The 23,658-nt window shown below is 41.5% G+C and carries 29 protein-coding genes; 18 read left to right on the top strand and 11 right to left on the bottom strand.

The window, feature by feature from the left end; genetic code table 11:
• The first annotated feature begins 89 nt into the window (after positions 1 to 89).
• The 4 genes from BB427_RS09485 to BB427_RS09470 all read left to right on the top strand — a co-directional run bounded on the left by BB427_RS09485 (position 90) and on the right by BB427_RS09470 (position 4,330).
• Positions 90 to 395 carry a hypothetical protein gene (locus BB427_RS09485; protein WP_045989302.1) on the top strand — a complete coding sequence of 102 codons (306 nt, stop codon included), beginning with the start codon at positions 90 to 92 and terminating at the stop codon, positions 393 to 395.
• A gap of 134 nt (positions 396 to 529) precedes the next feature.
• Positions 530 to 2,584, top strand: coding sequence for a S9 family peptidase (locus BB427_RS09480; protein ID WP_069020507.1), 2,055 nt, complete (start codon positions 530 to 532; stop codon positions 2,582 to 2,584).
• A gap of 62 nt (positions 2,585 to 2,646) precedes the next feature.
• A complete protein-coding gene (locus BB427_RS09475) occupies positions 2,647 to 3,192 on the top strand; it encodes a GNAT family N-acetyltransferase (protein ID WP_069020506.1) in 546 nt (181 codons plus the stop codon).
• Positions 3,193 to 3,409: 217 nt separating this feature from the next.
• Entirely contained in the window at positions 3,410 to 4,330 is a 921-nt protein-coding gene (locus tag BB427_RS09470; RefSeq protein ID WP_069020505.1) for an acetoacetate decarboxylase family protein, read from the top strand.
• 44 nt (positions 4,331 to 4,374) lie between these two features.
• Here BB427_RS09470 and BB427_RS09465 read toward each other — a convergent pair whose 3' ends face one another.
• The 3 genes from BB427_RS09465 to BB427_RS09460 all read right to left on the bottom strand — a co-directional run bounded on the left by BB427_RS09465 (position 4,375) and on the right by BB427_RS09460 (position 5,805).
• Positions 4,375 to 4,626 (bottom strand): TIGR03643 family protein, encoded by a 252-nt coding sequence (locus tag BB427_RS09465; RefSeq protein ID WP_083229861.1) that lies wholly within the window; start codon positions 4,624 to 4,626, stop codon positions 4,375 to 4,377.
• Between the two features lie 60 nt (positions 4,627 to 4,686).
• A complete protein-coding gene (locus BB427_RS24455; protein ID WP_019647622.1) occupies positions 4,687 to 4,845 on the bottom strand; it encodes a hypothetical protein in 159 nt (52 codons plus the stop codon).
• Positions 4,846 to 4,923: 78 nt separating this feature from the next.
• Positions 4,924 to 5,805, bottom strand: a complete 882-nt coding sequence (locus tag BB427_RS09460; RefSeq protein WP_069020503.1) for a LysR family transcriptional regulator — start codon at positions 5,803 to 5,805, stop codon at positions 4,924 to 4,926.
• A 124-nt stretch (positions 5,806 to 5,929) separates the two neighbouring features.
• Between BB427_RS09460 and BB427_RS09455 the strand changes: the two genes are divergently transcribed.
• The 4 genes from BB427_RS09455 (at position 5,930) to BB427_RS09440 (ending at position 7,846) form a co-directional block, all read left to right on the top strand.
• Positions 5,930 to 6,544 (top strand): glutathione S-transferase family protein, encoded by a 615-nt coding sequence (locus BB427_RS09455; protein WP_069020502.1) that lies wholly within the window; start codon positions 5,930 to 5,932, stop codon positions 6,542 to 6,544.
• A gap of 7 nt (positions 6,545 to 6,551) precedes the next feature.
• Positions 6,552 to 6,920 carry a nuclear transport factor 2 family protein gene (locus BB427_RS09450; RefSeq protein WP_069020501.1) on the top strand — a complete coding sequence of 123 codons (369 nt, stop codon included), beginning with the start codon at positions 6,552 to 6,554 and terminating at the stop codon, positions 6,918 to 6,920.
• Between the two features lie 10 nt (positions 6,921 to 6,930).
• Positions 6,931 to 7,143, top strand: a complete 213-nt coding sequence (locus tag BB427_RS09445; protein WP_069020500.1) for a tautomerase family protein — start codon at positions 6,931 to 6,933, stop codon at positions 7,141 to 7,143.
• Positions 7,144 to 7,399: 256 nt separating this feature from the next.
• Positions 7,400 to 7,846: an Hsp20 family protein gene (locus tag BB427_RS09440; protein ID WP_010379331.1), complete on the top strand. Its 447-nt coding sequence runs from the start codon at positions 7,400 to 7,402 to the stop codon at positions 7,844 to 7,846.
• A gap of 338 nt (positions 7,847 to 8,184) precedes the next feature.
• Here BB427_RS09440 and BB427_RS09435 read toward each other — a convergent pair whose 3' ends face one another.
• On the bottom strand, positions 8,185 to 8,613 hold the full coding sequence (locus BB427_RS09435) for a MarR family winged helix-turn-helix transcriptional regulator (protein WP_069020499.1): 429 nt from the start codon (positions 8,611 to 8,613) through the stop codon (positions 8,185 to 8,187).
• Between the two features lie 94 nt (positions 8,614 to 8,707).
• Between BB427_RS09435 and BB427_RS09430 the strand changes: the two genes are divergently transcribed.
• Both BB427_RS09430 and BB427_RS09425 read left to right on the top strand, forming a co-directional pair.
• The gene (locus BB427_RS09430) at positions 8,708 to 9,151 is read left to right on the top strand and encodes a DUF2798 domain-containing protein (RefSeq protein ID WP_069020498.1); all 444 of its coding nucleotides are present in this window, start codon (positions 8,708 to 8,710) and stop codon (positions 9,149 to 9,151) included.
• Between the two features lie 15 nt (positions 9,152 to 9,166).
• Positions 9,167 to 9,604: a cupin domain-containing protein gene (locus BB427_RS09425; protein WP_069020497.1), complete on the top strand. Its 438-nt coding sequence runs from the start codon at positions 9,167 to 9,169 to the stop codon at positions 9,602 to 9,604.
• A gap of 431 nt (positions 9,605 to 10,035) precedes the next feature.
• Here the strand turns inward: BB427_RS09425 and BB427_RS09420 are convergent, their stop codons facing one another.
• From BB427_RS09420 to BB427_RS09395, 6 genes are all read right to left on the bottom strand, one after another.
• On the bottom strand, positions 10,036 to 10,257 hold the full coding sequence (locus BB427_RS09420) for an EF-hand domain-containing protein (RefSeq protein WP_017217565.1): 222 nt from the start codon (positions 10,255 to 10,257) through the stop codon (positions 10,036 to 10,038).
• Positions 10,258 to 10,315: 58 nt separating this feature from the next.
• Positions 10,316 to 10,537, bottom strand: a complete 222-nt coding sequence (locus BB427_RS09415; RefSeq protein ID WP_069020496.1) for an EF-hand domain-containing protein — start codon at positions 10,535 to 10,537, stop codon at positions 10,316 to 10,318.
• A gap of 58 nt (positions 10,538 to 10,595) precedes the next feature.
• Positions 10,596 to 10,817: an EF-hand domain-containing protein gene (locus tag BB427_RS09410; protein WP_069020495.1), complete on the bottom strand. Its 222-nt coding sequence runs from the start codon at positions 10,815 to 10,817 to the stop codon at positions 10,596 to 10,598.
• A gap of 57 nt (positions 10,818 to 10,874) precedes the next feature.
• Positions 10,875 to 11,096 (bottom strand): calmodulin, encoded by a 222-nt coding sequence (locus tag BB427_RS09405; protein WP_039491255.1) that lies wholly within the window; start codon positions 11,094 to 11,096, stop codon positions 10,875 to 10,877.
• A gap of 65 nt (positions 11,097 to 11,161) precedes the next feature.
• Positions 11,162 to 11,383, bottom strand: coding sequence for an EF-hand domain-containing protein (locus tag BB427_RS09400; protein ID WP_069020494.1), 222 nt, complete (start codon positions 11,381 to 11,383; stop codon positions 11,162 to 11,164).
• A 43-nt stretch (positions 11,384 to 11,426) separates the two neighbouring features.
• Positions 11,427 to 11,648: an EF-hand domain-containing protein gene (locus tag BB427_RS09395; RefSeq protein WP_010369619.1), complete on the bottom strand. Its 222-nt coding sequence runs from the start codon at positions 11,646 to 11,648 to the stop codon at positions 11,427 to 11,429.
• Between the two features lie 375 nt (positions 11,649 to 12,023).
• Here BB427_RS09395 and BB427_RS09390 point away from each other — a divergent pair, with 375 nt between their 5' ends.
• The 8 genes from BB427_RS09390 to cspE all read left to right on the top strand — a co-directional run bounded on the left by BB427_RS09390 (position 12,024) and on the right by cspE (position 22,266).
• Positions 12,024 to 13,394 carry a sensor histidine kinase gene (locus BB427_RS09390; RefSeq protein ID WP_069020516.1) on the top strand — a complete coding sequence of 457 codons (1,371 nt, stop codon included), beginning with the start codon at positions 12,024 to 12,026 and terminating at the stop codon, positions 13,392 to 13,394.
• On the top strand, positions 13,391 to 13,927 hold the full coding sequence (locus tag BB427_RS09385) for a hypothetical protein (protein WP_010369621.1): 537 nt from the start codon (positions 13,391 to 13,393) through the stop codon (positions 13,925 to 13,927). The genes BB427_RS09390 and BB427_RS09385 overlap by 4 nt, the downstream gene beginning before the upstream one ends.
• Entirely contained in the window at positions 13,924 to 15,252 is a 1,329-nt protein-coding gene (locus BB427_RS09380; protein ID WP_017217572.1) for a sigma-54-dependent transcriptional regulator, read from the top strand. The genes BB427_RS09385 and BB427_RS09380 overlap by 4 nt, the downstream gene beginning before the upstream one ends.
• A gap of 182 nt (positions 15,253 to 15,434) precedes the next feature.
• Entirely contained in the window at positions 15,435 to 17,387 is a 1,953-nt protein-coding gene (locus BB427_RS09375; RefSeq protein WP_069020493.1) for a methyl-accepting chemotaxis protein, read from the top strand.
• 115 nt (positions 17,388 to 17,502) lie between these two features.
• Positions 17,503 to 19,671: a S9 family peptidase gene (locus BB427_RS09370; protein WP_069020492.1), complete on the top strand. Its 2,169-nt coding sequence runs from the start codon at positions 17,503 to 17,505 to the stop codon at positions 19,669 to 19,671.
• A gap of 288 nt (positions 19,672 to 19,959) precedes the next feature.
• Complete coding sequence (locus tag BB427_RS09365; RefSeq protein WP_069020491.1) at positions 19,960 to 20,757, top strand: substrate-binding periplasmic protein; 798 nt, start codon at positions 19,960 to 19,962, stop codon at positions 20,755 to 20,757.
• A gap of 76 nt (positions 20,758 to 20,833) precedes the next feature.
• Positions 20,834 to 21,694 carry an MBL fold metallo-hydrolase gene (locus tag BB427_RS09360; protein WP_069020490.1) on the top strand — a complete coding sequence of 287 codons (861 nt, stop codon included), beginning with the start codon at positions 20,834 to 20,836 and terminating at the stop codon, positions 21,692 to 21,694.
• A gap of 359 nt (positions 21,695 to 22,053) precedes the next feature.
• A complete protein-coding gene (cspE, locus tag BB427_RS09355; RefSeq protein ID WP_010369631.1) occupies positions 22,054 to 22,266 on the top strand; it encodes a transcription antiterminator/RNA stability regulator CspE in 213 nt (70 codons plus the stop codon).
• 57 nt (positions 22,267 to 22,323) lie between these two features.
• On the opposite strand, the gene BB427_RS09350 is transcribed toward cspE, so the two are convergent.
• Positions 22,324 to 23,658 (bottom strand): magnesium transporter, encoded by a 1,335-nt coding sequence (locus BB427_RS09350; protein ID WP_069020489.1) that lies wholly within the window; start codon positions 23,656 to 23,658, stop codon positions 22,324 to 22,326.

Here is a 23,658-nt window from a genome sequence, read left to right as displayed (position 1 = left end):
TCCTGGGAAAAAGTCTTTACACCAAATTAATATATATTAACTAAAAATAAAAAGTAAACTTAACTCAAAAGAAAATAAAGGACATCAACATGATCACCACGTCGTGCCACTGCGGCCAGATCCACTATCGTATTTTCACCACGACAACAGCCAGCGAAATATGCGCTGGTGTACAGTTTATTCAGGCTCACGGTCTTATCGAAAATCCCTGTAAATCTCTCGAACGATTTGTGGTGCCGCATTCGAAAGCTCAAACCATTCAAGAGCATGGTTTTTGCAAACACTGTGGTGCTTCTATCTACATCATGGATGACAAAGGCAACATTTCGTATGCACTTAATCACCTTATGCCGTTTCAGGCTGATTATTCAGGCGTGCTGAATTTTGGCCTATAAAAGATAGCTGCTTCACTTTATCAGGCTTAACCGACAATTAATCGCAAACATTGGTTTTTATTCTGGTGACAAGTAGAATGCCTAAAAACTTCATCTTGAAGTTACAACAAGTGAATGAAAATTTAGGATAAATAATGAAACTACTTAAGTCTGCTTTGGCTTTAGCAATGGGCTTCACCAGTGCTGCAAGCCTCGCAAGCGATACCATCACTATTGAAGACATCCCAAAGATCCAATCGGTAAGCTCAACGTCGGTGAGTCCTGACGGCGAACTCGTTGCTTTTACTCGCTCTGTACCGCGCGAGCTTTACGTTGACCAAAATGGTTCGAATTACAGTGAACTTTATGTGATTGACGACGAAGGTGTAGAACGCCCATTTATCACCGGTAAAGTGAGCATCTCAAGCATCTCTTGGTCGGCCGACGGTCAGTTCATTTATTTCCTAACCAAGAAAAAAGAAGACAAGCAACGCGCCCTTTATCGCATCGCGGTAAACGGTGGGGAAGCACAGAAAGTGCTTTCACTAAAAGGAACTGGGATCTCGGCTTATAGCCTAAGCCCTAATGGCAAACAGGTTGCTATCCTTGCAATGCCAGCTGCCGATAAGTCAGAAAAAGAGCTGAAAAAGCTTGGTTTTATGGCTGAAGTGTATGAACTGGGTTTAAAAAACAAACAGCTTCATATCATTGATCTTGCAGCATCAGAAAAACCGCTGACTCCAGCGGCACTGAACATCGAAGGCTATGTTAGTGAAATCAACTGGGCTGATGATGCTTCTAAATTACTGGTAAAAACCCAGCCAACAGCGCTTATTGATGACAAGTATATGAAGTCACAATGGCATGTACTTGATGCGAAAACACAACAAATTACCACGTCATTCAAAACAGAAGGTAAGCTTGGTACCGCGGAGTTTTCTCACGATGGTAAATACATCGCGATTTTAGGCGCTGAAGACAAGCACGACCCAGCAACTGGTCGCTTGTACCTTGCCGATGCACAAAGCGGCAAAGTAGAAGAGTGGATCCCAAACTTTATGGGTCACATCGGTGATTTTGAGTGGTCAAGCCGTAAGAACCAGCTGACTTTTGTCGCAAACGTCGGCGCTGAAAGTTTTATTGGCCAAATTAAAGTTGGCTCAAACAAATACAAGAAACTTATCAAAGAAGGTAAGTTTATCGCATCGAATCTATCAATCTCTGATTCAGACAAAACCATTGCCCTACGTGCGAATACAGCTAAGCACCCAAATGAAGTGTTTGTGATCCGCTCAAGCAAGGCAACTCGTCTATCAAACTCAAACCCATGGTTAGACAACAAACGTTTTGCAAAACAAGAGGCTATTAACTTCAAAGCCCGCGATGGTGTTGAAATTGGTGGCGTATTAATTTATCCACTTGATTATCAAGAAGGTACGCGTTATCCACTGATCATGTCAGTGCACGGTGGTCCTGAAAGCCACGATAAGAATGGCTGGCTCACGAGCTATTCAGATCCAGGTCAAATGGGCGCAGCACGCGGCTATGCGGTATTCTATCCAAACTACCGTGGTTCGACAGGTAAAGGCGTTGATTACTCAAAACTTGGCCAAGGCGACTACGCAGGTAAAGAGTTTGACGACTTAGTAGATATGAAAGAATACCTAGTCAATACCGGTTTAGTAGACACCAAGCGTGTTGGTATTACTGGTGGCTCTTACGGCGGTTATGCCTCTGCTTGGGGTGCTACAAAACTAACTGAACACTTTGCGGCAAGCGTGATGTTTGTTGGGGTAACTAACCAACTATCTAAGTTTGGTACTACCGATATCTCAAACGAAATGTACCTAGTGCACGCTCGCTCTTACCCTTGGGATAAATGGCAGTGGTACCTAGAGCGCAGTCCGATTTACTGGGCTGGTCAATCGAAGACGCCATTACTAATTATGCATGGTAAAGATGACCCACGTGTACACCCAGCACAATCTATGGAGCTATATCGCTATATGAAAGTGCAAGGTAAAGACGTACGTCTAGTTTACTATCCAGGCGAAGGTCACGGTAACCGTAAAGCTGCGGCTCAATATGACTACAGCTTGCGCTTGATGCGCTGGATGGACAACTACCTAATCGAAGGCAAAAAAGACATGCCAGATTATGAAATTGACCACGCGGCGAAACTAAAAGCCGTCAAAGACGCGAACAAATAAGTAAGCTAGCTTAATGTTTGAGGGCGCTAATTAGCGCCCTTTTTTATCAAGGAAAAAAGATATTGCAATTAACTACAATCAAACTCGACACCGAGCGATTCACACTTAGACCCTTAACCTCAGAAGATGCAGAAGCACTATTTGCCATATTCTCGGACGCAGACGTCATGCGCTATTGGAACACGCCACCTTGGGAATGCCTTGACGATGCAACACAATTTATCAAGCAATCACATGAAGGTCTGACTACACAACAAGCGATCACACTGGCCATTGCTTCGAAAAGTGATGATACAGTAATTGGCAAATGTTTACTGTTTAGCTGGGATAAAGAGTCACGTCGCGCCGAAATTGGCTTTGGTATTGCCAAATCTCACTGGGGGCAAGGTGTCATTCAAGAAGCGGGTTCTGCACTCATTAACTATGCTTTTTCAACACTGCAGTTGAGGCGTATTGAAGCTGAAATTGATCCTGCTAATATCGGCTCAGCCAAAGTACTTACAAAACTTGGGTTTACTAAAGAAGGTTACTTACGTGCTCGCTGGGAAATTGCTGGCGAAGTTTCAGACTCTGCACTATTCGGCTTACTTGCAAGCGACGTAAATTAACCAAAGTGATCGCCTTCTCCCTAAACTTAATCACTTTAAATCAGCGACATACTTAATGTCGCTGTGAGAACTAACCACCAATATATTCTATCAACTAAAGCACTTTGATTTTTCACATTCCGCTGTTAACATAACATCCCCAAAAAGGAAACAATTACCAAACTTGTCTTGAATTTGACAATCTACTTTGTTGATCTCACTACTTAAGGAAAGCAAAATGATAAAAAATGCAGTCGTGCTAGGACTCATCTTTAGCGCCCACACTCTCGCCTTTGACCTCGAGAATACATACCCAACCACTGAAATAAAATACTTGGATGACGGCACTGAAATCTCTGTGCCTTTTCATGTCAAGGGAGAAGCAACCAGTGCAGTCCTAGGTTTAATTAATGCGAAACGAGCAAGACGATTTTTATGGAATGACGGTTGGAAAGTTGTTACGCCAAAATGTGATGGCAAAAGCTCCGGAAAAGGTATTGCGGCTTTTTACACTCAAAAAATCACAGAAAGTCCAGCAGGCGCATACAACGAAACGGTTGCAACGTTTTTTATTCAACGCAGAAATGCGCCAGATCTCGACTTACCTTGTCCAAGCGACCTGAACTCCCTTGAAGCACAAGTAAACTATGCGATGGCTGCATTTACAACTATCAATACTGCTAATGCTGAAAAGCAGTCGATGGGGCTCCCTCACGACTACGCCTCATTCAACTTTCATTTGATGTTGGACAATGCAAAAGCGGTTGAGGCCGGTGAAATATGGGGTTACCCCAAACAATTGGCCCAAGTTGACATCACCCTAAGTGAAAATACACATCGTCTTGAGCTGGCCAAGAAAAATGGTAAGCCTTTACTCAGTGCTGAATATCAGCGCAAAATTGGCACAAACACACCACTATACTCGGTCGGTGACAACGTTGTGCCCAGCTTTAACCTTCCCGATGAGTCTAAGATCCCTCAACTAAGTGGTGTATTGACCTCAGCTAGCGGCTGGATCTTGCCTTTCGTTGGTAAGTTTACGATTCACTCACCAAAAAGTATCACCACGCGATTTTTACGCAAAACGCAGTTTACTCCTATCGCGGTATTAGAATTCACTAACGTTGAAGGCGTTGCGCTACCACTTTACGATAGGTAACCTTCATTAGTATAGGCAGAGGCTTAACGGCCTCTGCATTTTAATTACCTTTGCTTGTATTGCGTTTTGCAGTATCCGCGATTTACCGCTTTGCTTCTAAGTTTACTATGCTTTGTATTACGGCCATTTACTCGTTGCCGCCATAGCTTAAAACTACTGGATTTTAGGCTACAACGCATCAACTTGATCACGTCAGGCTCGCTAAGCTCAAACTGTCGCTCGATAGCTTCAAATGGCGTCCTATCTTCCCACGCCATTTCAATGATCCTGGAAATTTCTGAGTCACTAAGTTGCACTTGCTTAATCTTGTTGTGTTCTAATCAGAATCACACATACGCACCGAGTGCCAAAATAGATTAAAAATACTTACGACCAATCAATATTCCCATCGCAATACCAATAGGCAAGGTGTACATGATTTGCCCTGATGCAACGCCCACGGCTGTGCCTATTCCCGCGCCGATAGCGAGCCCCAAACCTATTTTTCGATTGGCATTTTGTTTATCACATTTCATTGACTATTCCATCATCTAAACCAGTAGTTAATGTGGCAAAGTAATGAAGTAATGTAAACCACCTTATTTGCTTAACAATCAGTGCCCTTCACGCTTAAACCAAGCCTGCAAAAACTCGATACATTGAAGCACCGCGGCTGGCACAAATTGGCGTGCTGGATATAGTGCATATAAGGCGAGTGTAGGTTTATCAGCATGCTGTAAAATACTAACGACCTCGCCCTTTTCAAGTGCTTCTCTACAGGCAAATTCAGGTAAAACTCCTATTCCCAAATGGCTTTTAATTGCCTGCAACATAAAAAGGACATTGTTCACTTTAAGGGAGCCTTTTATTCGCACACCTTCGTCTAATGGCCATAAGTTCTTGCGTTTTGAATAGCTATATTCAAAACAATTATGATGAATTAAATCTTGTGCTGAATCGATTGCAGGGTGACTCGCTAAATATTGTGGTGAGGCGCATACATGATAGCTAAATTGAGTAATTTCTTTTCCTATATAACTTGAGTCAAACGGGCGACTGGAAGCCCGAAAACCTAAATCGAACCCCTGTTCAACTAAGTCGATATCCTCATCCCCTAAATGTATTTCAAGATCGACATCGGGATACGCTTGCATAAAGTCGGCGAACATTGCTGCCAAGTCAGTGATCCCAAGCACCATTGGCACATTCACCTTTAGCTTGCCTTTTGGTGCTTGCTGCGACTCTTGTATGAAGGTATCTGCATCCTCTAACTTATTAAGAATATCCTTAGCACGTTGTAAATAGCCTTCTCCCACATGCGTGAGCTGCAAATTGCGCGTGGTGCGATGTATAAGCCGCGCACCAAGCTCAGCTTCTAGTCGGCTGATCTCCTTACTGATCATGGATTTGGACGTATTATATTGCTCTGCAACACGAGTAAAACTGCGTACCTCAGCAAGTTTTACAAACATTTCTATCGCTCGTAGCTTGTTCATACTTTCCTTGATTATTGTTTCCACAATGTGAACTCTTGGTTCTCATTGTAGCTATATATCAAACAACATCTAGTTTATACACTGAGCTTGTCTTTTAGCCAAGAAGCAAATAAGGAAAACCATTATGTATACGTTATATTACTTACCAGGTGCTTGTGCGTTAGCAACGCAAGTCATATTAAGAGAACTAAAACAACCCTTCGAGCTGGTTGACAAACGCGGTGTTGATAACTTTTTAGCCATTAACCCAACAGGTAAAATCCCGGTTCTTAATGATGGCGAAAACAGCTTAGTAGAAGGAGCTGCAATCTTACTTTATCTACTCAATAAACACGAAAATAACCTGCTTCCTCAAGCTGATGTTTTTCAAAAGCAACAAGCGATAGAAAACATTCTGTTTGCTAATGCTACGATGCACCCGGCTTACAATCGTCTGTTTTTTGCCACAGGTGCGATTGCTGACGAGCATGCACGCCAGCCATTTTTAGAAGCGGCAGCAGTTGCCATCAACGAATTATGGGTGTTAGTCGAGAAAAAATTAGCGCAGCAAGCATTTTTAGGCGGCGATCAGGTGTCCACTGCGGATATCATGCTGGCTGTATATGCGCGTTGGAGCGCCTATTTTCCAGTCGACATTGTCATTCCAGAAAAGGTCAGCAAAATGTTAGCTGAAGTTGAGGCAAGACCCAGCTTTATCGCCTCAATAGCAGCTGAACAAGCACACAGTACAGACGCATGAGCTTAATATGACTAAGCCTATTTTCAAACCACAGGATTTAGACAAAGTAACTGCAGTTATTCAACAATATTTTGAAGGGCTACACCAAGGAGATATTAAAAAGTTGGATGCGATTTTCCACGCTGACGCGGTGCTCAAAGCTCCAGGAATGAGGCGCACCAAATCACAGTGGCTAGATTTGGTCTCATCTCGACAAACGCCCGAAAGCCAAAGCGCTGCTTTTAATTACCGTATTTTGTCGGTGGATGTTGTAAACCATCAAGCAATGGTCAAGCTGTATTGCCCACTGTTTGAACATCACTATATCGACTTTATTGGTTTACTTAAAGAAGATGGACAATGGCGTATCGTCAACAAAATGTATGATGATCTGTAGGAGATAATCAATGCCTATCATTAATATTAAAATCACAAAAGAAGGCGTTACACCTGCTCAGAAGCAAGCCTTAATAAAAGGTGCAACTCAGCTTATGGTGGATGTCCTTGATAAAGCGCCACAAGTTACTTTTGTCGTTATAGAAGAAGTTGAAACTGACGACTGGGGAATAGGGTTTGATCAAGTCTCTATGTTGAGACAGCAAAACTTAAATTCTAAATAACGCAATAAAAAAGAGGCATCAAATGGTGCTTCTTCACCTGCAAAGACAATTTTCTTGAAAAAGAATCTTATAAAATTCAGGTAAATAAAAACTTTTTTAAAAAAGTTTCTTGAAAAGTATTTACCTCGTCCATAGATAGTATTGTGAGGACGCCGACAGGGTCCCAACCTAAACTAAGTAAATGTTTTATATGCTATTTATTGGCTTTAATTGAAGCAATAAATAGCTTAATTATCGCTTTATGAGGATACAAATTATGCGTACAGTAGACCTATCTCCACTTTATCGTTCATTCATCGGTTTTGACCATTTAGCACAGCTAATGGATGCAGCATCACGCAACGAAAAGCAACCAAGCTTTCCACCATATAACATTGAAGCCACCGGTGAAGACAAGTACCAAATTACCATGGCTGTTGCCGGATTTACCGAGCAAGAGCTTAGCCTTGAGTCAGAAAACAATACTCTGACAGTCAAAGGCGAAAAGCAAAACAAAGAAGACAAAGCTGAGCGCAAATTTATTCATCAAGGCATCGCAGAGCGTAACTTTGAGCGTAAATTCCAACTTGGCGATCACGTCAAGGTGATTGGCGCAGGACTTGAAAACGGCCTGTTAGTCATTGACCTTGAGCGCGAGATTCCAGAAGCACTCAAGCCAAGAAAGATTGAAATTGGCAAAGGCAATCTCATCGAAAATAAATAATCGATTGAAATCACTTCCCCCTGTTTTTACATGATGTCACGTTTCCAAGTCGCCCTCGGGCGACTTTTTTGTTTTGAGTAGCTAGTTTACCCATTTTATAGCGTTGAGTAGGTTTTAAGCTAGCAGCGTTAAACTCAGTTCCAATCGCCAGCTCAATTCGCCTTGCCTACAAAGTGTAGACACCTTAGTGCGAGCAGGAAGCGCAGTTATCTCCAAAACGTTCTGAACAGCAAACTGGTATCTATAGATAATTTGGGGTCGCTCCCACAGGCGTTCATCTCAAGACATATAACATACAATTCATAATAAAACATTGATAACAACAGTTAAGCCAACATCTATGGTTCTCTTGTCAAATTAGCAGTCATGCTCACCGCAATATTGTTAAATACTTCTACTTGTTCGTGAGATAGGCCAGTACACATTTTTTGTATCAACCCAGCCTCTATGACAAGCATTCGTTTCAATATCGCTTTGCCATCCTTTGTTAAACCTAAAAAATGGCTTCGAGTATCATTTGGATTTTTTGTTTTTTCTATTAACCCCTTCTTTGACATCTCTTTAATCAATCTCGCTAATTGACTTTTATCTCTATCCATTAGTTCTGACATCAGAGCAGCTGTACAGTTTTCTGTTCTATTAATTAGATGAAGCGACTGAATTTCCATCGGTACCACATCAATCCCCTGCTCTCTAACTGCTTTTAAAACTAGAGATTTAAACTTAAAGGTTAATGCTAAAAAGCTATCTGGAAGTTCTCTGTTCAAAATCCACTCCTTTATTGGTTGACATTATCAACAATAACACCTAACCTTTACAGCATCAATAGTTGATAATATCAACCTTAATGAGGAATCGATTATGAATTTAGTTAAAAAGGTACTTGTTGCGGCCCCTATGGTAGTCGCATTGGTGGGTATATTAACTTTCGTGATGACCTATCAAAATATAGGGTTTACCAACCGGTTTGTTGAGCAATGGCTGACCTCTACTTTATTGTCTGCCACAACTATTACTCCAATTGGCTTTGTCATCGTTATGGTAATCTCAAAGGTTGCTGAATCACTGATGCCAAACACAGCAAAGATCTTTAAAAACACTGTAATTGGTATATCAATGGCCATTATCATGGAAGGAATTATGGCCGCGGTTACAACTATTAATAATGTCCCTTACAGATCCATGAGTGAATTTATCAACACTTGGTTTCATGCATTTACCACCGCTCTGCCTGTCGGGTTGTTAATTTCAGTTTTTATGACATTGACTGTGAAGCCTCGCCTTGAACGATTTATGGCTAGCTGAAAAAAGAAGCTTGTTATGAGATACAAATACATTAAAGCTAATAGCGCAGAAACTCATCGCCTTGTAGGTGGAGAAATAACATCACTACTTGTTACGGGAGAAGATACCAACAATAGAGTCTCAATATTTGATAGCCTGTTACCACAAGGCAATGCCGCACCTTGGCACTACCATGAAATAGATGATGAAATTTTCTATATCATCCATGGCTCTATAGAATTTGGTGTTGAAAACGAGGTTATTACTGCAGGTAAAGGTGACTTACTTATGGCTGGTCCTAATGTTAAGAGGCGTTTTAAAGCGTTGACCGATAGTCATTTACTTGTCATAAATTTACCTTCAGGACCGTCGGAAAGTTTTATTCGAGATATCGCAAGGTTGTCAGATGGAACAGCTTTGAGTGAACAAGACAGACTTAAGTTTGCCAAAAAGTACAAAATTCATTTTTGTTAGCTTTGCGCTGCCATAGCCAATGATTGAAAAAATATTAACTTTAAGTGCTATCCACAGAATTACATTTAACACCTTACAAAAATCAATACACTCAAAACAAAAAAAGCTTGGCTATTAAGCCAAGCTTTGGGTGCGGTGCGAATAACCGCCTTACTCTTACCGACTATGATCCTTCACTTTACTTCCCTAATGACATCCAAACTCTCTATTTGGAGCTCAAAGATTCTGATAGCGATGCCTCGCTGTAAGTATTCCTTTATACCAGTTTGTTTAAACTTGCCCGAAAGAAGGCGCTTAGTTGAACAAATCAGTAATGTTGCCTGTTACTCAACAACAATCATAATCTTTGAACTCTATTCCCTGCTCCCTGACATCAGTTCCTTTTCCTCTGTCACTCCTTTGCGCAGGTAAATTTACTTCTCCAGCTCTAATTAGCCTTTAAAGTTTGCAAATTCTGTTTCGCTTAGCTCGCCGTTTGCATCAACGTCCAGCGCTTTAAATTGCTCTGCAAGTGCAGTATGCGCTTGTGCTTCACTCATGCTGATTGTGCCGCTTTGATCTGTATCTAGCGCAGCGAAGTCTTCACCCGCCATCGCATTAACAGAAGCGAAAGACAAACCTGTGATTGATAGTGCAATTAGTACGTTTTTCATCATTTATTCCTCAAAAATTTTAAATACTGTTCGTTTCGTGAAATTGGAGGGCTATTGATTAGCCTTTAAAATTTGCGAATTCTGTTTCGCTTAGCTCGCCATTAGCATCAACGTCTAATTCTTTAAATTGCTCTGCAAGTGCAGTGTGCGCTTGTGCTTCACTCATACTGATTGTGCCGCTTTGATCTGTATCTAGCGCAGCGAAGTCTTCACCCGCCATTGCATTAACAGACGCAAAAGATAAACCTGTGATTGATAGTGCAATTATTACGTTTTTCATCATTTATTCCTCAAAAATTTTAAGTACTGTTCGTTTCGTGAAATTGGAGGGCTATTGATTAGCCTTTAAAATTTGCGAATTCTGTTTCGCTTAGCTCGCCATTAGCATCAACGTCTAATTCTTTAAATTGCTCTGCAAGTGCAGTGTGCGCTTGTGCTTCACTCATGCTGATTGTGCCGCTTTGATCTGTATCTAGCGCAGCGAAGTCTTCACCCGCCATTGCATTAGCAGAAGCGAAAGATAAACCTGTGATTGACAGTGCAATTAGTACGTTTTTCATCATTTATTCCTCAAAAATTTAAATACTGTTCGTTTCATGAAATTAGAGGGCTATTACTTAGCCTTTAAAATTTGCGAATTCTGATTCACTTAACTCGCCGTCAGCGTTACCGTCTAGCTGAGTGAATTGCTCAACAAGATTTGGATTTACTTTCGCTTCGCTCATGCTAATTGTGCCACTACCATCGGCATCGTATTTGGCAAAGTCGTCACCAGCCATTGCATTAACTGATGCCATTGACAGGCCAGCAAGGGATACTGCTACTAGTAGATTTTTCATCATATTCTCCTTAAAGTTCAGTCTTGACGGAGAGTCCGAAGACTCACCGATATCGAGCTTTTAAATTAGCCTTCAAAGTGCTCGTACTCTGACTCGCTCAGCTCGCCGTTACCGTCAACATCAAGTGTCTTGAATTGCTCAGCCAACTTAGGATTAACCTCTACTTCAGCCATGCTGATTGTGCCGCTGCCATCAGTGTCGTACTTTTCGAAGTCGTCCATCGCCATTGCCGATGCTGAAACTAATGTCATACCTGTGATTGATAGTGCTGCTAGTAAATTTTTCATGATCTTCTCCTTAACGATTAACGTGATGTGATAACTCGGCAAATTACCCTTCGTAGTTATCAAATTCTGCTTGGCTTAGTTGACCATCTTGGTCAGCATCTAGCTCATTAAATTGAGCAAGAAGGCCTTCATCTGCTTTTGCTTCTTCAATAGAGATGTAACCGTCACCATTCATGTCTAGTTTGTCGAAATCAGTGTTTGCATGTGCACCTACTGATGCCAAAGTCATTACTGCTGCTGATACTGCGATTGCTAGATTTTTCATCGTGCTTTCCTCATAAGATTAAAAACTAAATTCTGTGTTCGTTTTGCTATTAAAGCTAAAAACTGATTTTGCATTTGTTTGTTTTTGCGTTTCGTTTTTCGCTTTCGAGATAACTATTCCAACTTTGATGCCAAAATTGAAAAAACACCGTTTATCAACAAGTTAAGGAAAACCACATGAAAAGATTAAGGTTGGATTAAGGCAAGCTGTTGCTAAATGGCAACAGTTAAAAAAGCGAAAAATAAAAAGTCTTTATTTTTCTTGAAGTTAGATTGTCGCAGCTTTGCAACAAGTAAATTTTTGGATGGAAAATTTTGCAAATCTCGCAACGCCATTTGATTGAAATTTGTGCACCCTTTTAAAGGATTTAGCATCGTGAAAAAAATTTTTTCTCAGTCATTACAAAAACAGGCACTTATTGCCATGTTTATTGGTGTGCTTCCAATACTCACACTGACTTTGTGGTACGCCCAAGCACTATCCAAAAACCAACAAAAAACTCAGGAAATTTATAATAAAAATCAAAAACTTATCCTTGAATACAATTTTGTAAAAGCGGATATCAGTGCCCTTGAAAAAGCACTGCAAAATAATCAGCTGTTGCAAAGTGAAACACTGCAAGAAAGCATCGAGCAGAAGTGGCAAAACACCAAAAAGCGCATTCAATTATTAAAAATAAACCTACCCGATTCGCTATTTGTTGCTAAATGGCGACAATTCGCTCCCGATGAGATCAATGCCACTTCAAAAGCTGAAGAGTTCCAACAATTGGTTAAGGTGCTTAATCAATTCGAGGAAAGCTTTCAGCAAACACTTAATAAACGCTTATCTGATCAAGAAGCTCATTTCGTGCAACTGCAAACATGGTTTATGTTCGGTCTCGTTATCTTGCTACCCACCCTTATCGTGATCAGCATCTTTTTGATCAACCGGATTTGTCAGCAGCTTAATCAGGTAGAATCTGCGGTATCTGAGGTAGGTAAAGGTAATTTTGATAAGTCGGTAGAACTCTCTGGCAGTCATGAATTGCAGCAATTGGGTGACAGGTTAAATTGGCTAAGGCTCGAACTTAAGCGTATTCAACAACAAAAAGAAACCTTCTTGCGCCATGTTACTCATGAACTTAAAACCCCTTTGGCATCGCTAAACGAAGGAAGCAGCTTATTAAATAGTGGATTGCTTGGAGATGTTAACCCAAAACAACAACGTATTCTCATCATTATGGAAAACTCTGTTGCAAAGCTTGGATCATTGATCGATGATTTGCTCAGCTATAGTGCGGCCAGTCACCCTGATAGCCTACATCACGACGCCGAAATGAATCTTATCCAAGAAGAAGTCTCAAAGCATCTTAGCGATAAGCTAGGAAAGACTGATGTGATAGTGAACTGGCAAAATCATGATGACCTAAAAGTACCTTATCTTCCGTGCAAATTAGTGTTAACTCAGTTAGTGAGCAATGCCATTGATCACGCTAAAAGCAATGTCACTATTTCAATTGAAGAACAAAATGGCGAAGTATTGCTGATAGTCCGTGACGACGGTGATGGCATCGACATCAATGAAGCCGATTCATTATTCCAGCCATTTGTTCGTGGTGAGAAAAATAAAAATAATAATGGCAGTGGCTTAGGTTTAGCCATTGTCTCTGAGTGTGTGAAGCAATTAAAAGGCTATGTGAAATGGCTATCAGTAGAATCTGGCGCCAGTATTCAAGTCGCCTTTCCAAAAAGGGATCCAAAATGAAATACATCGCATTAAGTATCACGCTATTTTTGCTCGGTGGTTGTGCCACAACGGAGCAAAACGTCGAGCAAACAAAGCAATTTATTGGCCCTGTAAAAACAGAAACCAGCGCTAAGTTTGTGCCTTTAGCTGAGGTGATCAAAGCCTTAGTCAGCCAATGCGCTAAAAAACATAACGTGACATTTAACGATTACTATAAAGGTGCGCTGCACTTACAGGGCTTTATTCACACCTATTGCGGTACCGACTCAACCACCAAGCAACTTAAAGCCATTGAAGAAGTAAAACTACAAGATTACTGGCCAGACGATTACAACATTTGGTTTGAATCGCTAGCTTGGCATACTCAAAGCCTTCGTGAGCAAAAAATCAGTAATTATTACTCTGACAATAAGGCGCAACAGCACCAAGAGCAATTGTTACAAACCCAAAAACAGCTTGCCGAGCTAAAACAAAAACTTGCTGACATAGAAAAACAACGTTTAGAAACCGATCTTTCTGAAAACCCATCACTTGAGGAGGATTCACTATGAGTCAAACACAACAAGGTGCAAAGTTACTTTTAGTGGATGACGATACGTCTTTAACTGAGCTACTGGCCATGCGTTTAGAAAGTCACGGCTACGAAGTTGAAGTTGCGCACCGCGGTACGCAAGCGTTAAATATCCTCAAGCAAATGCCTATCGACTTGGTCATCACTGATTTGAAGATGGCGCACATGAATGGCTTTGAACTTAATGAGCAAATAAAGAAGTATTATACCGGCATGCCCGTTGTGATGATGACCGCTCACGGCTCAATTCCTGACGCTGTTGACGCCATGCAGCAAGGCTTTGTGAGCTTTTTAACCAAGCCCATTGACTCTCAGCAAATGCTCGATGTCATCAATGAGGCGCTTGCAGGAAAAGTGAGAACCGCACAAACTTCGGATCCAAATAACTTCCATGGGTTGTTATTCCAAAGTGCCGCCATGCGTCAATTGGTACAACAAATTCAAGCACTTGCCAGCAGTAATGCAAACATTCTCATCCAAGGCGAGAGTGGTACCGGTAAAGAAGTGACGGCAAAAGCAATCCATTTGGCCAGTAACCAAGCGCAAGGTCCGTTTATTGCGATTAACTGTGGCGCAATGCCCGCTCACCTGCTGGAGTCTGAGCTATTCGGCCATAAAAAAGGCGCGTTTACCGGCGCAGTGAGCGACAAAGAAGGCTTAGTACAAGCGGCAGATGGCGGCACCCTATTCCTCGATGAAATTGGTGATATGCCGCTTGATTTGCAAGTTAAACTACTGCGTGTTTTACAAGAGCGAACCGTTCGTCCGGTGGGCGGCCAAACCGAGCATAAGGTCAATGTTCGTTTTGTCTCTGCAAGCCATAAGAACATTCAAAGCGCCGTTGCGGAAAAGCAGTTTCGTGAAGATTTATACTATCGCTTAAACGTGGTGTCTGTTGAAATCCCAAGCTTAAGAGAGCGATTGGAAGATATTCCACTACTTGCATCACGCTTCTTAAGTGCACTCAGCGATGGCGAAAAGCAATTTAACCAACAAAGTATTACGCATTTGTTGAATTATCATTGGCCGGGCAACATCCGTCAGCTCCATAATATTGTGGAGCACTGTGTTGCTATTACGCCAGGTAAAATGATCACTGAAGATATCGTACAAAAAGCCCTGCCTAAGGATAAAGAGCAGAATGCGTTTACAGGATTAAATGAGGCGAAACGCCAGTTTGAGTATGACTACATCCAAAAAGTACTGGCACTTTGCGAAGGGAATGTGTCGGAAGCTGCAAAACTTGCACAACGCAATCGCTCTGATTTTTACAAATTACTTAAAAAACATGAGATCCAGTGCTAAACCTATTAGAGGGGTAACATTAGTTTTAATTTCTGAAGCACGTTGCTTGGTCAAATTTACCACGGCAAAGAGCTTGTTATACGGACTTGAACGAGCCACGCCCGTGGCTCAAGTTTGCCCCGAGAATATGCGCTCCTCCTAGGAGCATAATAAAAACACTCGGATAGTTAAGGGTTGTCTGTATGAAAATGCGCAAAAAGCTCATTATTAGCTTTGTTCTCACTGTGATCATTCCTATTTTAGCGATTTCTGTGGTCAGCATTTCTCAGACCAAAAGTGACTCTCTCGATAAATTCCTTGATGCTTCTGGCAATGAGATAAGACAAGCCGAACAGTCTTTTGTACTGTTTTTTGAGCAGATGAAGAAAAATGCTCGCTTCCTCGCCGAGTCCAAGGCCGTGCAACAAGTGGGTCAAGACACCACCACTTATTTTGGTGCAGAGAAACCAATGACTCCGCTACAGAACGGTCAAACAGAAGCCAATATTTTTGAGCTTTACCGCGCATTTGGACAAACCCACGAAGAATTATTGTTTGTATATCTTGGCACTGGATCTGGTGGTTTTATTCAGTATCCTGCGGAGCCCCTTGGCGATTACGATCCAAGAAAACGCCCTTGGTATCAAAATGCCTCTAAAGATCCCAGCAAAGTTATCCTTACTGAGCCTTATCAAGGAGTAACAGGACAAGCCATGGTTTCTGTTGCCACAGGTATAAAACGTGACGGCAAAGTAATTGGCGTACAATCATTAGACGTAACGCTTGCTACACTGACCGATATCGTTAGCAATATTCGTCTTGGGGAGTCAGGATATTTAATCCTTCTTGATGCCGAAGGCACTGTACTTGCCGATCCTAAAAATAAAAATCATAACTTTAAACACATTAAAGATCTCACCAGCCCACTTTACAAGGCCATTCGCAGCGCCACAAACGAACCCTACCTTACCATTGAAACTGATAATAAAACCTATGATGCTAAGATTTATCGCTCTGACACACTCGGTTGGCAATTTATCGCGGTGATCGATGAAGATGAAATCTTAGCTTCAGCTTACGATATGACGATTAGTATCACTATTATCGCAGTCATCATGGTAATTTTATTTATTATTATTGCAATCACACTTGCCAATAAAATAGTTGAACCTATTGAAATGGTGTCTGATGGTTTAAAAGAAATAGCACAAGGTGAAGGCAACCTTTCCAAACGTTTAAAAGTCATCACCAATGATGAAATTGGAGAGCTGGCCGCGTGGTTCAATAAATTCTTGGACTCAATTAACTCGCTCGTAAAAGATATTCAAAGCAATGCCTCAACATTAAATGATGCTGCATTAGGGTCACAAAAGAGTATCAATGATATCCGTAATCAATGCCATGCGCAGGCTGAAGACTCCGCCAGTGCTACCACAACCACTGAAACCGTAGAACAACTTGCCACTGAAATAAGTGAAAGCTGCGGTCATACTTTGGAGGATGTTGTCACTGCGGACGGACACGCACAGCGTGGTAACAGCACAATAGAAAGTACAGTATCGCAGGTTGCGAGGCTTAATCATTCGTTGGCTGAGTCCGCCAACGCCATGAACCAGCTCGAAAGTGAAAGCCAAGATATCACTAATATTTTAGGCGTGATCCGCTCTATCGCAGAGCAAACTAACCTTTTAGCGTTAAATGCAGCGATTGAGGCTGCCCGTGCAGGTGAACAAGGTCGGGGCTTTGCGGTGGTTGCTGATGAAGTAAGAACCCTTGCGCAGCGCTCACATGACGCCACGCAGGAAATAGAGCAAGTGTTAACCAATCTCATCGCCCAAACGAGGACGGTATCAGCCCAAATGACGTCAAGCGTAGGCGAGTCAGAGACGACTATCAAACAATCACAAAGCGCGCAGCAAGCATTTACTGATATCGCGCAGGCAGTATCAAGAATAAAAACTTCGGTTTCCAATATAGCATCACAAGCTTCATTACAAGGAGAAAATGCAGGCCACACTAGACGTTTGATTGACTCAGTGGATGTTTCTGTACGACAAGTCGGAGAAGAAACAGCCGCATTAAATGCAGGCGCTGACCAATTAGTTAGCTTAGCCAAAGACTTAGAGCGTTTGGTTGGCCGCTTTGATATTGACTGAATAGAAAACTAATATCTTGTTTTTCGCAATTGTTACAAAATATCGTCTCAATTAGTTGTCCTCATAATAAGAACTAGTTAGACTCGATAAATTGATTTATTACAGAAGAATAAAAATGAAGAAATTTAAATTTACATTAGTAGCAGCATCTTTGGTTGCTGTACTCGGTTGTCAAGAAGCGCCGTCACAACACACAAAGTCTGAAGTCACAGCTGAACAATCCACAGCGGTAACTGCACCTGTAGCTGAAAAGATCCCACACAAGACCACCATTCACGGTAAAGAACTTGTCGATAATTATCACTGGCTACGTGACGATACTAGAAGTGACGAAAAGGTGTTGTCACACTTAAACAAAGAAAATGCCTATACCGACAGTAAACTTGTAAACACAGAGCAACTCCAACAAACCTTATTTGACGAAATTAAAAACAAAGTGGTCAAAGATGACCGCAGCGTGCCAGTATTAAACGGCAGTTATTATTATTTTAGTGCCACTGAAGGTGACAAAGAATACTTCACTTATTACCGCAGCGAACATCAAGATGGTAAAAATGCAGAAGCTATCTTTGATGCGAATATCCGCGCTGAAGGTCAAAACTATTATGGTGTCGGTGGTCTTTCCATTTCAACCAACGAAAACCTGTTAGCTTTTGCTGAAGATACATTAAGCCGTCGAATTTATACGATTCGAATCAAAGATTTAACGACAGGTAAGTTATTGGACGATACGATTGAAGGCGCTTCGGGTCCTATCGTTTGGGCAAATGACAACAAAACTATCTATTACATCAAAAAAGATCCGGTTACTTTGCTTGGTTATCAAGTGTTCCGCCATACTCTAGGCACAGCACAAAGCACAGATGAATTAATTTACGAAGAAAAAGATAACAGCTATTACACGTATATCTCGAAGAGTAAAGACAAGAGCAAAATATACATTCACCATTCAAGTACCGAGGCGTCAGGTGTATCTTTACTCGACGCAGATAATGCAAAAGCAACTCCTGAGCGCTTTATTCCAAGAGAAAGTGGTCACGAATATAGCATTGCTAAACTTGGCGACTGGTATTACATCCACACCAATAAAGATGCCGTAAACTTTAAGCTGATGCGCGTTAAAGCCAGTGATGCAAGTGACGTTTCAAAATGGCAAACCGTTGTACCGCACAATGCCGATGCAAAACTAGATAGCTTTGAGCTATTTAATCAGCACCTAGTTTACGAAACGCGTGAAAATGGCCTTAGCCAAATCACTGTATTAAATTTAGATAATAACGAAAGCAAGCGTTTAACCTTTAATGACCCAGCTTACGCCGTTTATTTAACTAGTAACGAAAACCTAGATGCAAATGCGGTAAGAATTGGTTATCAGAGTATGACGACTCCGGCTTCTGTGTATGATGTCAACCTTGCTAGTTTGGACAAAACATTATTAAAGCAAGACAAAGTATTGGGCGACTTTGCACCTGAAAACTACCAATCTGAACGTATTTTTATCACCGCACGTGACGGCATAAAAGTACCGGTTTCAATTGTTTATCGTAAAGATAAGTTTAAGCAAGATGGTTCAAACCCGTTACTACAATATGGTTATGGTTCATACGGTTCTAATGTTGAGCCAACCTTTTCAATAAGCCGGTTAAGCCTTTTAGATCGTGGTTTTGTCTATGCTATTGCACACATTCGTGGTTCAGAAACGCTTGGCCGTCCTTGGTATGACAATGGCAAAAAGTTAAACAAAAAGAACACCTTTAACGACTTTGTTGATGTCACAAAAGCACTCGTTGAGCAAAAGTATGGGGATGCTTCACGTATTTATGCTAGAGGTGGCAGCGCAGGTGGCTTATTAATGGGTGCAGTCATTAACCAAGCGCCAGAGTTGTACGATGGTGTGCATGCAGCAGTTCCATTTGTAGACGTGATCAATACCATGCTGGACGAAACGCTACCGCTAACTACAAATGAGTACGACGAATGGGGCAACCCAAATGAGAAGACGTATTTTGATTACATGCTGTCTTACTCACCTTACGACCAAGTTAAAGCCCAAGCATATCCAAACCTGCTTGTAACCACGGGTTTGCATGATTCTCAGGTGCAGTACTTCGAGCCTGCGAAATGGGTCGCTAAGCTACGCGAATATAAAACAGACGATAATCTACTGCTGCTAAAAACTGATATGGAAGCCGGCCACGGTGGTGCGTCTGGTCGCTTTAAGCGTATTCACGATGTCGCATTAAGCTATAGTTTCTTTATCGCACTTGCTGAGAATAAACTGTAGTCAACGTTCACATTATACAAAGGAGGCTTCAGCCTCCTTTGATTGCTCTTGCCCAACTATTCAACTGACTTTCTTTAGTACACATCTTCCCTAAAAAGATCTAAATATACTTTAGCAGTGTCAATACCTAAGTGCTTCAATCTAAGCATTGATGAAGCATATTAAATACATAAATATTGGGAATTTTTAGCCCAAGTTCTCCATAACACAAGTTTAGTACCCTCTCCTAACAAACTAGCTATTTGTTGGCTATATTTAAAAAATGACTACTCCGTACATAAGTGAAAAATGAATTTATTTCGCTTTGTTTTTATTTGCTGCTGTATCTCTCTGCCGCTTTTATCTAACGCTGCTCCCCATAAACCTGAATACTCAGTACCTATTAAAGTAACCATTTTGGTCGACGATGCTTACCCGCCTTATAGTTATCAAATTAACGGCGAGCTTTATGGCATCTATGTCGATATAGTGAAGCAAGCCGCACGTTTGCTGAGTCATGAATATCAAGTTAATTTGCAAGCGGTACCTTGGAAGCGAGGTGTTTCCTCTATGGCATCCGGTGATGCAATGGCGTTAATGCCACCTTATATTCATATCAAAAAACGCCCCTATATCTGGCCATATTCAATTCCTCTTCAAGAAGAGGTGGTGGTTGCCTTTTGCAATCAAGGGATCACGCTAAAAAACTTGCCTCATGTAAAACCAGAAAGAGTAGTTAATATTGGCATTAATGCCGGTTATATCATCTTAGATGAAAGCCTAATGGAAGCGCAAAAACAAGGACTTATTCAACTTTGGGAAAACAAAAGCACACGTTCAAATATCGAAAAGCTCGCACGTGGGCGCATTGATTGTTACGTTAATGATCGCCTTTCCACTTTACTTGGTATCAATAAAATGTCGCAGATAACACCAAGTCTAAGCACCAGTAATATTGTTGAAGATAAAATAGTAATGCGTCGTACTGCCCACATTGGGTACTTAAAAGGGTTTGAAGAAAAATATCCATTTAAACAAGATTTTATCCTAAAGATGGATGCTGCATTGAGGCAGGTAATAGACAACGCAGCAGCGGCAGAAGAGTGAATCTACACGCATGATAAAACACCTTAAGCCACTGCTTTATAGAAATAAACAAAAAATAGAACAAAAAGGATGGATCATGATTAAATTAGCAAGAAATTCGTTCGCTGCCATTGCGTTTGGATTGATAAATACTTCAAACGCACAAGTTGATGCAGTTGAGTTTAAGTTGCAAGAGGTAGCAAAGGGCCTTCACGTGCTATTTGGGCAAGGCGGTAATATTGCGATAAGTTCAGGCTCAGATGGCGTTTACATTGTCGATGATCAGTTCGCTAAACTCAGCGAACAAATTAAAGCAAAAATCAAAACTATCCAACCCAACGCACCTGAGTTTGTGATTAATACCCATCATCATGGCGACCATACAGGAGGCAACGAAAATTTCGCACAAGCAGGCAGCCATGTTATCGCGCATCACAATGTATACAAGCGGTTAGAACAAAAACACGGTGATGGTTCTGACTACTTGCCAACTTTGACGTTTGGCAGTGATATGAAGCTCCACTTTAACCAAGAGCATGCTCACTTGTGGCATTATCATCACGCCCATACCGATGGCGATGCAGTGATTTTTTTTGACCGAGCAAATGCCGTACATATGGGCGATATCTATTTTAATTTAGGCAGCTTACCTTTTGTCGATGTCGACAGCGGCGGCTCCTTAAACGGAATAATTGCAGCAGTACAAGATGTGATAGAGAAAATCGGCGACAAGACCACCGTCATACCAGGCCATGGTCCTGTAACAGATAAACAAAATTTACAAGATTATCTGGCACTATTACAAAAAGCGAAAACAATTATGCTAGATGCAATGAAAAATAATACAAGCTTGGAAGAAGTTGTAGCCGCTCGCCCACTACAAGTACTTAATCTTAACTATGCTAATTGGCTACCAGAAGAGCGCGTTACCACTTTATTTTATCGAAGTTTAAAATAAGCAAGCTGGAAAACACAGAATGCGATGGACAGTTTGGTAATAATAAAGCGAAGAAAACACATGTTTCAAATTCGTCCATCCCAATCAAAGTTACACCAATAAATCCGCTCAATATTTATTTCCGCTCACTTTTTAAACAAAAAAGTTGCAAACTTCATTGGACAGCGCCTTAAGAACGCTATACTATATGCAGGCTTTAGATACTTAGAGCACTTACTACTGCTGCACTGTTTTTTCTTGATACTCTTTTTTTTAAAAAGTCGTTTATAGATATACCAATGCGTTACTAGCTAAGTTTTATCTATCGCTTTATCGGTGATTTTCACCACATATTTAATTTTTTGAAAAAGGTTTCAATTATGTCTAACACAGTAAACGGCACAGTTAAGTGGTTCAACGAAGAGAAAGGTTTTGGTTTCATCACTCAAGAGAACGGCGGTAAAGACGTATTCGTACATTTCCGTGCTATCGTTTCTGACGGTTTCAAAACTTTAACTGAAGGCCAATCAGTGTCTTTCACAGTTGAAGAAGGCCAGAAAGGTCCTCAAGCAAGCAACGTAGTAGTTAACTAATACGTATTGCTCAGAGCTAGTGCCTGCACTAGCTCTACGAATTTCCTCACTCCTCACTTAGCCTTTCGGCAACATATCTGACAGTAACAACGCAATCCCCAAAAATGACATAAAACCCGCTATATCTGTAATTGTCGTAAGTACAATTGATGAAGATTGCGCAGGATCGAGTCCAAATTTTTTCAATGCTATTGGAACAATAGCGCCTGAGCTTCCCGCAATGACAAGAGACGATATCATCGCAAGCGCAATAACAAGTGCAAGACCGAGTGATTGACTCCACAAATATACGCCAATGCCACAAGTGACGGCTATTGCTATGCCATTTAGCAGACCAACCATCATTTCTTTTAGCATCACCTGATACCAGTGTCGCGTTGAAATTTCTCGTAGTGTTAAGCCTCGCATTGTTACCGCCAAAGCTTGAGCCCCTGCGTTACCCGACTGTCCAGCAGCTACTGGCAGCAAAATAGCTAAAGCGGTAACTTGAGCAATCAAACCCTCAAATGCCCCCACGACGGCTGCGGCTGCAAATGCGGTTAACAAGTTAATTTGTAACCACGGGAGCCGTTTCTTTACTGCAAACCAGCTACTTGATAGAGCTTTTTCGTCTTTACTCGCACCTACCATAGTTTGCATATCACTCGCTAAATCTTCTTTGGTTGACTGATAGGCGTCAAAAAATCGGATCTGCCCAACTAGCTGTTGCTGCGCATCAAGTACCGGAATTGCTCGCACTTTGTGCCCTTCAAACGCTTCCACGACCTGATCTTTATGATCCATTACATTTAGCGTGACTCGGATCGGTGTCGCAACCTGCATTAGGGTTTTACTTGAGGAGCTTCCCACTAAAATATTGAGTGTTGTTTCGCCCACTAAATCCTGCTGTTCGTTTAACACATAGATGACATCTGGCACTTTACCGTCTAATCGCTTCAGCTGCGCAAGTACTTCTCGTAGTGTTGTATCTGAGTAAAACGCTTGAACCTTTTTGTTCATCATTCTCGCAGCGGTATTTTCAGGAAAAACCAGCAACTCACTAAGTTCATCCGCTATGGTTGAATGCTGCTCCTTTAATTTAGCAAGTAGTACCTGCTGCGCTTCCTGCAACTGTTTGTTCAAAAGCCCGACCGCAATATGGCTATCTAGGCTCGCGATAAATTGTGCTTGATAATCCACAGGGAATTGCTGGAAAATTTGTTCAGCGGCTCCCGGCGGCAAATATTTCCATAAACGATAAATGATATGTTGTGCCTGCTGTTGTAATAATTCCGCGGCTTCGTCTGGAGGTAAAGTGCCAAGGAGCTGCGCACTTTTGAGCGGAAACTTACTTAAAAACTCATCACTGAGCTGCTCTACCGCTGAATCTAATGTATCTTTCGCTACGCTCAT

Origin of the sequence: Pseudoalteromonas sp. BMB (assembly GCF_001709235.1) — a bacterium.
GTDB classification, from domain to species: domain Bacteria; phylum Pseudomonadota; class Gammaproteobacteria; order Enterobacterales; family Alteromonadaceae; genus Pseudoalteromonas; species Pseudoalteromonas maricaloris.
Note: the sequence above shows the minus strand (reverse complement) of the source record. Positions and strands in the feature narration are given on the sequence as shown.